Origin of the sequence: Tahibacter sp. (assembly GCF_035481375.1) — a bacterium.
In the GTDB taxonomy this organism is placed as follows: domain Bacteria; phylum Pseudomonadota; class Gammaproteobacteria; order Xanthomonadales; family Rhodanobacteraceae; genus Tahibacter.
Genome location: NZ_DATIGT010000115.1, coordinates 18,773 through 31,057 on the forward strand (window position 1 = coordinate 18,773; position 12,285 = coordinate 31,057).

Genomic DNA, 12,285 nt, shown 5'->3' on the forward strand with positions numbered 1-12,285 from the left:
GCTCTCCTGCTTTCACGCATCGGTGGTTCCACCTCAGTGCGTCGTGCCCGCCGCCACGCGCGCATCGCGCCGCGTGCGCAGCGCGGTGTCGACGATGACGCGCAGGCCCGCGACGACGGCGTCGAGGGCGAGGCTCGGTGCGCCGGCATGCGCGACGGCCTGCTCCGGCAGAAACGGGATGTGCACGAAGCCGCCGCGCACGTGCGGCGCTTCGCGCAGCGCGTGCATGAGGCCGTAGAACACGTGGTTGCAGACGAAGGTGCCGGCGGTCTGCGAGATCTCGGCGGGCAGTCCGGCGCTTTGCAGCGCGCGCAGCAGCGCCTTGATCGGCAAGGTCGAGAAATATGCGGCCGGGCCGCCGCGCACGACGGGGCGGTCGACCGGCTGCCTGCCGGCGTTGTCGGCGATGCGCGCGTCGTCGACGTTGATCGCGACGCGTTCGAGCGACAGCCGCGAGCGGCCGCCGGCCTGGCCGACGCAGATCACGAGGTCGGGTGTCGTGCGCGTCAGCGCCGCGCGCAGCGTGCGCAGCGAGCGGCCGAAGCAGGTCGGCAATTGCAGCGCGAAGACGCGATGGCCGCGCACGATTTCGCCGTCGAGGCGGCGCACGGCTTCCCAGGACGGGTTCAGCGTTTCGCCGCCGAACGGATCGAAACCCGTCAACAGCACGCGGGGCAGGTCGGACGTCATCGGAAGGCGAGAAAGTACATCAGTGCAATATTGGTGGTCGCGAGCAGCGCCGCGGTCGCGGCCTGCATGCGGATCACGCCGTAGGTGTTCTTCAGTTCGAGCAGCACCGCCGGAACGATGTTGAAGTTCGCCGCCATCGGCGTCAGCAGCGTGCCGCAGTAGCCGGTCAGCATGCCGAGCGCGCCGACGACGGCGGGGTCCGCGCCGTGCTGGCGGATCAGCAGCGGCAGGCCGATGCCGGCGGTCATGACCGGAAACGCGGCGAACGCATTGCCCATGATGACGGTGAACACGATCATGCCGAGGCCATAGGCGATCGTGCAGGCGAGGCGGCTGTCGGTCGGAATCACCTGGCCGATCAGCGACGCGACCGCGCCGCCGACGCCGGTGGCTTCGAACACGCCGCCGAGTGCGGCGAGCAGCATCGGCAGTACGACGGCCCAGCTCAGCTGATCGAGCAGGCGGCTCGATTCGCGCAGCGGCTGCGTCGCGGGCGCGCGCGTCACGCGCAGCGCGACGAGCACGGCGATGCAGCAGCCCAGTGCGAGCGCCGGCACGGTCGCATTGGTCGCGGGAAACAGGCGCCAGTCGCCGGCGACGAGATACGGCGCGAGCAGGAACAGCGCGGTCGTCACGAGCGGAATCGTCAGCGCCGGCACGAACAGGCGATGACCGAGGCGCAGCGCCGAGGCGTCGCGCGCGGCGGTGTCGTCGGCGCCGGCCGGCGCGCGTCGCAGCAGTCCGCTGCCGGCGAGCAGCGCCATGACGACGACGGCGACGCCGGCCAGTTGCGTCGGCAGGCGGTTGCCGGCCTTGTCGGCGGCGAGGATCGCATCGCCGGCGGCAAACACGATCGCGAGCAGTCCCCAGAACAGCGCGTTGCTCCAGCGCCCGGCGCGCAGGTCGAAGAACGCCGCGGCACCGAGTACGAGCGCGGCGAGCCACCAGACGTAGGCCAGCGCGATCACGGTTTCGGCCCCGCGCCGCGCGTGAGCCCATACTGGAACACGACGATGCGCACGGCATGGATCACGAACGCGGCGATCGCCGTGGGTATCGCCCAGAGCGCGATCGACAGCGCTTCGAGTTGGATGCCGTTGGACGCGTAGAAGGTCTGGATCAGCAGCACTGCGCCGAATGCGATGAAGATGTCCTCGCCGAAGAACAGGCCGACGTTGTCGGTCGCCGCGGCGAGGGCGCGCGTGCGTTCGCGCTGTGCGTCGTCGAGTTCCGGCGCGGCTTTACGCGCCGAGGCTTCGGCCATCGGCGCGATCAGCGGACGCACGGTCTGCGCGTGGCCGCCGATCGAGGTGAGTCCGAGCGCGCCGAGGATCTGCCGCAGCGCCATGTAGTAGATCAGCAGCAGCGACAGGCTCATGTAGTAGAGCCCGGCGATCCAGCGCTGCGCGTGCTCGCGCAGGCCGGCGTGTTCGAGCAGGCCGACGACGGGCAGGGTCAGCACGATCAGGAGCGGCGCGCGTGTCGACACGAAGGCCTTGCCGAGCAGCGCGAGCAGGTCGGGCAGCGGCAGCCCCGCGGCGAAGCCGCTGACGAAGCCCGCGGCGACGACGACGAGCATGGGATTCAAGCGCAGCGCGAAACCGGCGACGACGCTCGCGACGCCGAGCAGCGGCCAGTAGTTCATGCGTCACCGCCCAGTGCGGCGACGGCGACGCCGGCCCTTTCGAGTTCCGCGCGCAGACGGTGCGCGAACGCGGCCGCGTCGGGCTTGTCGCCGTGGATGCACAGCGTGTCGGCAGCGATCGCGACGCGGCTGCCGTCGGCCGTGAACGCTTCGCCGCGCAGCGCGATCGACAGCCCCTGCGCGACGGCGGCGTCGAGGTCGTGGATCACCGCGCCGGCCTCGCGGCGCGGCGTCAGGCTGCCGTCGGCGCGGTAGCGCCGGTCGCAGAATGCTTCGGCCGCGACGGCAAGGCCGGCCGCGCGGCCGGCGTCGAGCAGCGCGCTGCCGGCGAGACCGACGAGGATCAGCTTCGGATCGAATGCGGCGACGGCGGACGCGACCGCCGCGGCCAGCGCCGGATCGCGCGCGGCCATGTTGTACAGCGCGCCGTGCGGCTTGACGTGGCGCAGGCGCGTTCCGGAACGTGTGGCAAATGCGGACAATGCGCCAATCTGGTAAAGCACGAGCGCATGGGCCTCGTCGGGACTGACGGCCATTTCGCGGCGCCCGAAGCCCTGCAGATCGGGCAGCGACGGATGCGCGCCGATCGCGACGCCGCGCGCGGCGGCCAGATGCACGGTGCGCCGCATCGTATCCGGGTCGCCGGCGTGGAAGCCGCAGGCGATGTTGGCCGAGCTGACGTCGGCGAGCACCTGTTCGTCCTGGCCCATGGTCCAGGCGCCGTAGGACTCGCCGAGGTCGCAGTTCAGGTCGATTCGTCGCATCCGCTTTCCCGTCGTCGTTGTCGCACCGTGTCGCGCAGCCGCGCGAGCGCGGCGGCGCGGCGGCGGCGCACGGATTCCGCCTCGTCGGCATCGACGAGACGCAGCAGCACATGATCGCCGGGCCGGCACTGCGCGAGCGCGCCGTGGTCGGCGTCGATCAGATGCGCGATGCGCGGATAGCCGCCCGTGGTCGGGTGCTCGGCGGCGAGCATGATGGGCTGGCCGGACGGCGGCAACTGCACGGTACCGCGTGTTGCCGCCGCCGACACGAGTTCGAGCGGTTCCTGCAAGGCGAGTGTCGGACCGGTCAGGCGCACGCCGACGCGGTTCGAGTCGGCCGCGACGCGGAAGCGCTCGCCGGTCAGCGCGTCGCGCGAGCGCGGATCGAGCGCGGCGTGGTGGCTGCCGCGCAGCACGCGCAGCACACGCACGGCGCTCGTGTCGAGCCAATGCGACGGCGCGACCGACCAGGAAGGAGCGCGCATCGCAGGCTCGGCCGCGGCGTTCAGCGCGAGCCGGTCGCCGGCGCGCAGTGCACGTCCCTCGCAGGGACCGATGCCCGCATTCAGATCGACGCTGCGGCTGCCGAGCACCGGCGCGACTGCGATGCCGCCGGCCACGGCGAGATAACCGCGCGCGCCGCGCCGCAGTGCGGCGAGATCCAGCACGCTGCCGGGTTCGACCGGCACGGGGCGCCACGTCGGAAAGTGCCTGCCGTCGAGCAGCGCTTCGCTGTCGGCGCCGCACCAGGCGATGACGCTGGCGACGTCGAAGCGCAGGCGCGGCCCGAGCAGCGTGCACTCGATCGCGGCCGCGTCGTCGTCGTTGCCGACGAGCCAGTTCGCGATGCGCAGCAGGGTCGGATCCATGGCGCCGGACGCACCGAGACCGATCGCCGCGTGGCCGCGGCGGCCGAGGTCCTGCAGGCTGCTCAGCAGGCCGGGGCGCAGCACCGTGATCATCGGATCAGCGACCGTGATCGCCGGGCGCTCCGGCATCGATCGCGACGAAGCGCACGCGCATGCCGGCGGCCAGCCGGTTCGGCGGCGCCGCCCGCAGATCGAACAGCGATAACGGCGTGCGACCGATCAGCATCCAGCCGCCCGGAAGCTCGCGCGGGTAGATGCCGGTCTGCGCGCCGCCGATCGCGACCGAGCCGGCCGGTACGCGGGTGCGCGGACTGGTGCGGCGCGGTTGCTGCAGGCGCGCATCGAGCCCCAGCAGATAGGGAAACCCCGGCGCGAAGCCGAGCATCGCGACGCGATAGTCGCCGGCCGCATGCAGGTCGGCGAACGCGCGCGGCGACAGGCCGCTGCGCGCGGCGGCTTCGTCGAGATCCGGGCCGAATTCGCCGCCGTAGCAGACCGGAATCTCGACGCCGGCGTCGGCATCGCCGGTGGCCGCAGCGGACGTGGCGAAGGCCGGCTGCAGCGCGAGCGCGCAGCGCTGCGCCGGCGTTGCCTCCTCGTCCTGCCAGTACGCGGGATCGAACACGACCGCGAGGCTCGCATAGCCCGGCACGAGCTCGACGATGCCGGGCAGCCGGAGCCCGGCGATCGCGCGCGAAGCCGCGTGCACGCGCGCGTTCACATCGGCGTCGATCGAATCGCCGTACTGCAGCAGCAGAGCGCGGTCGCCCAGTTCCTCGATGGCGCGCGGCGTGTTCATGCGCTGCGCGGCAGCGCAAGTCCGGTGCGCAGCAGGTCGAGTACGCGCCGGCTTTCCTCGGGCGTGTAGGGCATGCGTTCGCCGATGCCCCAGACCGGCCGGGGCCACGCGGCATCCGCGACGTGCCGCGCGATCACGTGCACGTGGAACTGGCCGACCACATTGCCCAATGTGGCGATGTTCATCTTGTCGGGCCGCGTCATCGCATGCAGCACGTGCGCGGCGCGGTTGATTTCGTCGAGCAGCGCGTGCTGCCGGTCGCGCTCGAGTTCGACGAGCTCGCGCAGGCCCGGGATGCGCGGCACGAGGATCAGCCACGGGAAGCGCAGGTCGTTCATCAGCAGTACGCGCGAGAGTTCGAGCTCGCCGACGACGTGGCAGTCGCCGGCAAGGCGCGGATCGAGCGCGAACGGCGTGTCGGCGTTCATGCGCCACCGCCGAGCGTCCGCGCGAAGAACGCAAGGCTGCGCTCGCGCGCGAGTGCGGCCGAAGCCGGCTCGTAGTCGGCGCGCGCGTCGCAGTTGAAGCCGTGGCCGGCCGGATAGACGTGGATCTGCGCCTGCGGCTGCTTCTCGCGGTGCAGCGCGACGTGTTCGGGCGGAATGATCGGATCGCGCTCGCCGAAGTGGAACAGCAGCGGCGCCTGCGCGCGTTCGTCGAGAAACGGTACGGTGCGGCCGCCGTAGTAGACGACCGCGGGCACTGCGAGCCGCGTCGCGCAGAGGAATGACACGGTGCCGCCCCAGCAGTAGCCGACGACGCCCTTGCGGCCTGCGGAGGCGATCGCCTGCGCCGCGCTCGCGACGGTCTCGACGGCGCGATCGAAGCCGATCTCGGCGACCAGCGCCCGGCCGCGCGCGACGCCGGCCTCGTCGTAGTCGAGCTCGACGCCGCTCTCGACGTAGTCGAACAGGGCGGGCGCAATCGCGACATAGCCGGCCTGCGCATAGCCGTCCACGACGCGGCGGATGTGCGCGTTCACGCCGAAGATTTCCTGCACGACGACGATGCCGCCGAGCGGCTCGCCGTCGGGATCGGCGCGATACGCCGAGATGCAGTGCATGCCGGCGGTGGGGATCTGGAGGAATTGACCCATGGGGCAGTGGAGGAGCGAGTGGGAGGAGTGAGAAAAGAGTAAGCACAAGGCTTGGCTCGATACCACTCCTTTCTCCGCTGGCCGGCGAATGTGCTAGGCGAGTTAAGCGGAGCGAGAACCGAGTGGAAGCGCGCGACACGCGCATTCGTTTCTCACTCCGCTTCACTATCTCCTGCCCTCACGCCGCATACGGCACCACCCGGTTGCGCCCCTCGGCCTTCGCGCGATAGACCGCGATGTCGGCGGCGCCGAGCAGGTCTTCGAGCGTCGCCGCGCCGCTTGCGCGCAGGCTCGCGAGTCCGATGCTGATCGTCGGCGAGCGGCGCGCGCCGCTCATCGTCGACAGGCTCTGGGCGACCTTTGCGCGCAGGCGCTCGGCGATCGCGGCGGCGGCGTGGGTGTCGCGGCCGGGCATCACGACGACGAATTCCTCGCCGCCGTAGCGGCCGACGAGATCGCCGGGTTCGAGCCACTGGCGCACGACCTGGATGCCGCTCGCGAGCACGCGGTCGCCGAACAGGTGGCCGAGTTCGTCGTTGATCGACTTGAAGTGATCGAAATCGATCAGCAGCACCGACAGATCCTGGCCGGCGCTCTGCGCATGCCGCAGGTGTTCGTCGAGCTGGCGCAGCAGGTGGCCGCGGTTGTAGGCGCCGGTCAGCGGGTCGGTGATGGCGGCCTGATACAGCTCGGCGGCATGCGTCTCGAGTTTCGCGTTGGCCGCTTCGAGCCGCGCTTCGTGCGCGCTGATCTCGGCGTTCTTGTGCTGCAGCTCGCGATTGAGCCGGCGCGTCGTGCGGTAGCGCCTGAACAGCAGGAGCAGCAGCACGCCCAGCGCGGCGGCGGCGCCGATGCCGATATTGCGCAGCAGCGCCTGCTGGTTCAGGCGCAGGCCCTGCAGTTCGTTGGTCAGGCTCAGCAGGCGGATGCGCTGTTCGGCATCGGCGCGCTCGTAGCGCGATTTCAATGCGGCGAGCTGGCGGCCCGAGCGCGTGCCGAGCAGTTCTTCGCGCAGCGCCGCATGACGGTGCGCGTATTCGATCGCCGCGGCGAGCTGGCCGCTCGCGGTCGCGATGTCCTCGCGCGCGGCGAAGGCTTCGCTGAGCGCCGACTTCAGGCCGGCCTCGCCGAGAATGCGGATGGCTTCGTCGAGCCGTTCGGTCGCGAGCGCCTCGTTGCCCTCGCGCAGCGCGATGCGGCCCAGATGCAGCAGCGCGTTGCCCATGATTTCGCGATGATTGAGCTCGCGGCCGATGGCGAGCGCGTCGGCGAGCACCTTGGCCGCTTCGCCGTCGCGGTCGAGGCGGATCAGCGCGCGGCCGATCTCGACGTTCTCGAGCCCGACGTAGGGCCGGTTGCCGATGCTCGCGTCGATCGCGCGCGCCTGCTGCGCCATCAGCAGCGCGGCGTCCGCCTCGCCGATGTCGTTGCTGAAGCTCGCGTAGCTGCCGAGCGCGCCGGCGAGCGACTGCGGATCGAGGTTGCGCCGCGACGATTCGAGCGCGGCCTCGAAATTGCGCTTGGCCTGCTCGGTGTCCTCGATTTCGCGGTAGAGCAGGGCGATGTTGCGGTACGACAGATCGAGCCGCTCGCGGCTGCCGAGCGAGCGGCGCAGTTCCAGGGCGTCGATCTGCAGTTCGAGCGCGCGCGCGAAATCGCCGAGGTCGCGATGCACGGTGCCCAGGTTCATGAGCACCTGGGCTTCGCCGGCGCGGTCGTTCTGGCTGCGCAGCAGCGCGAGCGCGGTCTCCTGGTGCGCGCGGGCTTCCTCGAGCTTGCCGCGGCGGCGCGCGATGACGCCGAGATAGCCTTCGGCCGCCGCCTGGGCGCGGACGAGTCCGTTGCGGCGCGCGAGCTGCAGCAGCTCGGCGGCAAGCGACGACGCGCTGCCGTAGTCGCCGCGGGCCAGTGCCAGCGCGACGCTGCGATCCAGCGCTTCGATCAGCCGAGGCACGTTGCCGAGCGCGCGGGCCTGCGCGACGACGGTCTGCCAGGCTTCGGCAGCGGGGCCGCCGGCGCCGAGCGCCTGTTCGAGCACGCCGACGTGGCGCGCGAGCTGCAGCCGCGCGAAGCGGCCGAACAGCGGGCCGAACAGCCGGTCGCCGAAGCGCCAGCCATCGCGCACGACATCGGCCACGCGCTGCGACGAGGCGGCGATCTGGCCGGCCATGACCGGCGAAAGGTCGTCGGCATAGAGGCGTTCCATCGCGCCGAAGCCGCTGACGAAAGCCGCAGTCGCGACGACGGCCAGCGCACGCTTGCGCCACGCGGGGGCAGGCTGACCGATCGGCATTGCGCGAGGAAATCCTGGGGTGGGCGGGCCGCCCCATACGGCCCGGTAGCCCCATGCTAGCGCGGGAATGGGAACGAATCGCGTAAACAACCTTCACGCTCGCGCCCGGTTCGGCCGCTTCCGTCCCGCCCGGCCGCCGGCGCTGCTATTGCGGCGCTGTGGCCGTACAATTCCGCGCTTGCCTTTTCCCCCGAGTTTTCCATGTCCCGCCAGAATCCCAAGGTCGGCTTCGTCAGCCTCGGCTGTCCGAAAGCGCTGGTCGACTCCGAGCGCATCCTCACCCAGCTCCGCGTCGAGGGTTACGAGATCGTGCCGACCTATGACGACGCCGATGTCGTCGTCGTCAACACCTGCGGCTTCATCGACGCGGCCGTCGAAGAATCGCTCGACGCGATCGGCGAGGCGCTCGCCGAGAACGGCAAGGTCATCGTCACCGGCTGCCTCGGCGCCAAGGCCGACGTGATCCGGCAAGCGCATCCCGACGTGCTGTCGATCTCCGGTCCGCAGGACTATGCGAGCGTCATGAACGCCGTGCACGCGCAGCTGCCGCCCAAGCACGATCCGTTTCTCGATCTCGTGCCGCCGCAGGGTCTCAAGCTCACGCCGAAGCACTACGCATATCTGAAGATCTCCGAAGGCTGCAATCACCGCTGTTCGTTCTGCATCATCCCGTCGATGCGCGGCGACCTCGTGTCGCGGCCGGTCGATCAGGTGCTGATGGAAGCCGAAAAGCTCGTCAAGGGCGGCGTGAAGGAACTGCTCGTGATCTCGCAGGACACGAGCGCCTACGGCGTCGATCTGAAATACGCCGAGCGCGAATGGCGCGGCAGGTCCTACCGCACGCGCATGACCGAACTCTGCGAAGGACTGTCGGAACTCGGCGCCTGGACGCGCCTGCACTACGTCTATCCGTATCCTCACGTCGACGAGATCGTGCCGCTGATGGCGCAGGGCAAGCTGCTGCCGTACCTCGACATTCCGTTCCAGCATGCGAGTCCGCGGATCCTCAGGCTCATGAAACGCCCGGGCGCTGTCGACAAGGTGCTCGCGCGCGTGAAGGCCTGGCGCGCGATCTGCCCCGATCTGACGATCCGCTCGACCTTCATCGTCGGCTTCCCCGGCGAGACCGACGCCGAGTTCGAGGAACTGCTGGATTTCCTGCGCGAAGCGCAGCTCGACCGCGTCGGCGCGTTCGCCTATTCGCCGGTCGAAGGCGCCAGGGCCAACGACCTGCCCGATCCGGTGCCCGACGAGATCAAGGAAGAACGCCTCGAGCGCTTCATGGAAGTGCAGGCCGAGATCAGCGCCGAGCGGCTCGATCGCAAGATCGGCCGGCGCATCACGGTGCTCGTCGATCAGGTCGACGCCGACGGTGCGGTCGCGCGCTCGGCGGCCGACGCGCCCGAGATCGACGGCGTCGTCCATGTCGACAACGGCCAGAAGCTCCGGCCCGGCCAGTTCGTCGACGTGGATGTGATCCACGCCGACCAGCACGACCTGTTCGCACGCCTGCCGGACTGAGCGTCGCGGCATGCGTTTCGTCGCACCGAGCCGCGAGGTCTTCGACCGCGCCGTGCTGCGGCATCCGCCGCTCGCGGCCTGGAACGCGGTCGGCGACTGGATTGCCGCGGCGCGGTTTCCGAGCGTCGCCGAGCTCAATCGCGACTGGGATGCAGGCTGGCGTTTCGTCGAGCAGACGCCGCAGCTGCTCGCCGACGGCCTGCACTATGAAACACGCATTCATGCGCGCGCCGAGATCGCGACGCGCGCGGACAACTGGCACGACTTCTTCAATGCGCTGGTCTGGCGCCGCTTCACGCCGCTCAAGGCGGCGTTGAACCGGCGCCAGGTCGCCGAGATCGCGCTCATGGGCGACAAGCAGCGCAGCCGCGCGCAGTGCGCGCTGACGCACTTCGACGAAGGCGGCGTCATCGTCGTGCTGCGCGATCGCGAGCTGCTCGCGCGCTGGGACGCGCACGACTGGCGCGCCTTGTTCTGGGAGGCGCGCGAGGCCTGGTGCGACGGCACCATCCGCGCCGAAGTCTTCGGCCACGCCTTGCTCGAAATGGCGCTCGTGCCCGGCAAGCTCATCACCGGCAAGGCGATCGCGGTCGTCGCCGGGCCGGACGACGGCGATGCCATGACAACGGTGGCGCGTGCGATCGACAACGGTTCCATCCTGACCGATCCGCAGGAACTGCGTGCGCTGCCGATTTCAGGGATTCCGGGCTGGAATCCCGCGAACGACTCGGCGGCGTTCTATGCCGAAGCGGAATGCTTCCGGCCGCTGCGTGCGGGTCGCATATATCCCGAGCCATTGCGCGTCGCGTAGGTCGGGCGGTCTGGTGTTGGGCTTCGCTGTGCTCAACCCGACGTCGCGGTGTATTCGCCGGCCAAGAACCGGTGAGCGCGCTCACGCCTCGCCGTAGCGGATATCCACGACGACGAAGATCGCGCGGCCGCCGGGCAGCTCGGCGGCGAATTCGTCGTCGACGCGTTTTTTCAGCGCGGCGCGCGCGAGCGGCGAATCGATGCTGATCCAGCTGAGCGCCGCGTCGGTTTCGTCGGGGCCGACGATGCGATAGCGCTGTTCGTTGCCGCGCTCGTCTTCGAGCGTGATCCAGGCGCCGAAATAGATCGCGCCGCGGTCGGTCGGCGCCTCGGGCGCGATCTTCAGCGATTCGAGCCGCTTGCCGAGATAGCGCACGCGGCGGTCGATCTCGCCGAGCTGCTTTTTGCGATAGGTGTACTCGGCGTTCTCCGAGCGGTCGCCTTCCGCCGCGGCGGCGGCCAGCGCGCGCACGACCTCGGGGCGGCGCTCGCGCCAGAGATGGTCGAGTTCGGCCTTGAGCCGGTCGTGGCCGGTGCGCGTGATCAGTGCGGTCGAAGCGGCTTGCGGCGGGCGCCAGCGTCCCATGGCGGATTCAGGTCAGTGTCGATCGTCGGAACTATTCGGAAATGCGCCGTCCGGCGCAAGCGGGAGCCGCCGCAGGCGGCGCCGAAATTCGTAGAATCACGGCGTCCGGGGAGCCGTCAAACACGTCGGCGTTGCCGCGGCGCAGTCATGCGCCGGACTCGGAGATGACTTTCAGGGGAGTCGTTCCGTGTTGATCGTGCCGCTGCATCGCCCGCTGAACCGGGCCAATTTTCCGTTCGCGACGATGGCGCTCGTCGTCGTCAACCTGTTCGTGTTCCTGTTCCTGCAGAGCGGCGACGGCGCGGCCGAGCGCCGCGCGACCGCGTACTACGCCGAGACCGGCCTCGCGCGCATCGAATTGCCGCTGTATCGCGAATGGCTGCAGACGCATCCCGACGAGCGGCGCCAGGAATGGCTCGACCGGCTCGAAGGCGGTCCGCCGCCGTCGCTGACCGCGCAGATCGTGCAGTCCGACGCGGCGTTCGTGCGCGCGCTGCAGACCGACCAGATCCTCACGCCGCAGGATCCGCGCCACGCCGACTGGAAGGCGCAGCGCGACGCGTTCGACCGGCTCTGGCAGCAGCAATTCACGCAGCGCCATCTGCTGCGCAATTCCGAAATCTCGCCGGCGCGCCTGTTCAGTTCGATGTTCCTGCACGGCGGCTTCGGTCATCTGCTCGGCAACATGATCTTCCTCGTCGTGCTGGGCCTGCTCGTCGAGGGCGCGCTCGGCGCGGGACTGTTCCTCGCGCTCTATCTGCTCGCCGGCTGCGGCGCCGGACTGACTGCACTCGCGTATCACTGGGGCGACGCCGGCGGCATGCTCGGCGCGTCCGGCGCGATCGCCGGGCTCATGGGGGCCTACTGCGTGCTCTGGGGCATGCGCAAGGTACGGGTGTTCTGGTGGGCCTTCGTCGTGTTCGGCTATTCGCGCGTCACGGCGTTGTGGCTGCTGCCGTTCTGGCTCGGCTGGGAAGTGTTCAATCTGATGGCGAACGCGGATGCCGGCGTCGGCTTCGACGCGCACGCCGGCGGCATCGTCAGCGGTGCGCTGCTCGCGCTCGCCGTGCGCTCGCTCGGCTGGGAACGCCGCGACTTCGTCGACGCGGACGAGAAGGCCGATCGCGAGAAAGCCAACGACGATGCGCTCGAACGCGCGCTGCAGCATCTCGGCAAGCTCGAGGCGCGGCCGGCGCGCGCGCTGCTCGAGCC

General features: G+C 70.2%; 13 protein-coding genes. 3 read left to right on the forward strand and 10 right to left on the reverse strand.

What is annotated here, in order from left to right:
• Positions 1-33: 33 nt before the first annotated feature.
• The 9 genes from pcp to VLF18_RS07335 form a co-directional block, all read right to left on the reverse strand.
• A complete protein-coding gene (gene pcp, locus VLF18_RS07295; RefSeq protein ID WP_325278958.1) occupies positions 34-690 on the reverse strand; it encodes a pyroglutamyl-peptidase I in 657 nt (218 codons plus the stop codon).
• Positions 687-1,658 carry a DUF979 domain-containing protein gene (locus VLF18_RS07300; protein WP_325278959.1) on the reverse strand — a complete coding sequence of 324 codons (972 nt, stop codon included), beginning with the start codon at positions 1,656-1,658 and terminating at the stop codon, positions 687-689. The genes pcp and VLF18_RS07300 overlap by 4 nt, the downstream gene beginning before the upstream one ends.
• On the reverse strand, positions 1,655-2,335 hold the full coding sequence (locus VLF18_RS07305; RefSeq protein WP_325278960.1) for a DUF969 domain-containing protein: 681 nt from the start codon (positions 2,333-2,335) through the stop codon (positions 1,655-1,657). Before VLF18_RS07305 ends, VLF18_RS07300 begins: the two co-directional genes overlap by 4 nt.
• Positions 2,332-3,099, reverse strand: coding sequence for a 5-oxoprolinase subunit PxpA (locus VLF18_RS07310; RefSeq protein ID WP_325278961.1), 768 nt, complete (start codon positions 3,097-3,099; stop codon positions 2,332-2,334). The genes VLF18_RS07305 and VLF18_RS07310 overlap by 4 nt, the downstream gene beginning before the upstream one ends.
• Complete coding sequence (locus VLF18_RS07315; protein ID WP_325278962.1) at positions 3,081-4,097, reverse strand: biotin-dependent carboxyltransferase family protein; 1,017 nt, start codon at positions 4,095-4,097, stop codon at positions 3,081-3,083. The genes VLF18_RS07310 and VLF18_RS07315 overlap by 19 nt, the downstream gene beginning before the upstream one ends.
• The gene (gene pxpB / locus VLF18_RS07320; protein ID WP_325278963.1) at positions 4,066-4,767 is read right to left on the reverse strand and encodes a 5-oxoprolinase subunit PxpB; all 702 of its coding nucleotides are present in this window, start codon (positions 4,765-4,767) and stop codon (positions 4,066-4,068) included. Before pxpB ends, VLF18_RS07315 begins: the two co-directional genes overlap by 32 nt.
• Complete coding sequence (locus VLF18_RS07325; protein WP_325278964.1) at positions 4,764-5,195, reverse strand: HIT family protein; 432 nt, start codon at positions 5,193-5,195, stop codon at positions 4,764-4,766. Before VLF18_RS07325 ends, pxpB begins: the two co-directional genes overlap by 4 nt.
• Entirely contained in the window at positions 5,192-5,863 is a 672-nt protein-coding gene (locus VLF18_RS07330; protein ID WP_325278965.1) for a dienelactone hydrolase family protein, read from the reverse strand. The genes VLF18_RS07325 and VLF18_RS07330 overlap by 4 nt, the downstream gene beginning before the upstream one ends.
• Positions 5,864-6,041: 178 nt before the next feature.
• Positions 6,042-8,156: a tetratricopeptide repeat-containing diguanylate cyclase gene (locus VLF18_RS07335; protein WP_325278966.1), complete on the reverse strand. Its 2,115-nt coding sequence runs from the start codon at positions 8,154-8,156 to the stop codon at positions 6,042-6,044.
• 201 nt (positions 8,157-8,357) lie between these two features.
• Here VLF18_RS07335 and rimO point away from each other — a divergent pair, with 201 nt between their 5' ends.
• Together rimO and VLF18_RS07345 are read left to right on the forward strand one after the other, a co-directional pair.
• Entirely contained in the window at positions 8,358-9,677 is a 1,320-nt protein-coding gene (gene rimO, locus VLF18_RS07340; protein WP_325278967.1) for a 30S ribosomal protein S12 methylthiotransferase RimO, read from the forward strand.
• A gap of 10 nt (positions 9,678-9,687) precedes the next feature.
• Positions 9,688-10,488, forward strand: a complete 801-nt coding sequence (locus VLF18_RS07345; protein ID WP_325278968.1) for a DUF3025 domain-containing protein — start codon at positions 9,688-9,690, stop codon at positions 10,486-10,488.
• A gap of 81 nt (positions 10,489-10,569) precedes the next feature.
• Here VLF18_RS07345 and greB read toward each other — a convergent pair whose 3' ends face one another.
• On the reverse strand, positions 10,570-11,073 hold the full coding sequence (gene greB / locus VLF18_RS07350) for a transcription elongation factor GreB (protein ID WP_325278969.1): 504 nt from the start codon (positions 11,071-11,073) through the stop codon (positions 10,570-10,572).
• A gap of 187 nt (positions 11,074-11,260) precedes the next feature.
• On the opposite strand from greB, the gene VLF18_RS07355 reads away from it, so the two are divergent.
• Positions 11,261-12,285: rhomboid family intramembrane serine protease (locus VLF18_RS07355; RefSeq protein WP_325278970.1), on the forward strand; the 1,025-nt coding region annotated here is incomplete at its 3' end.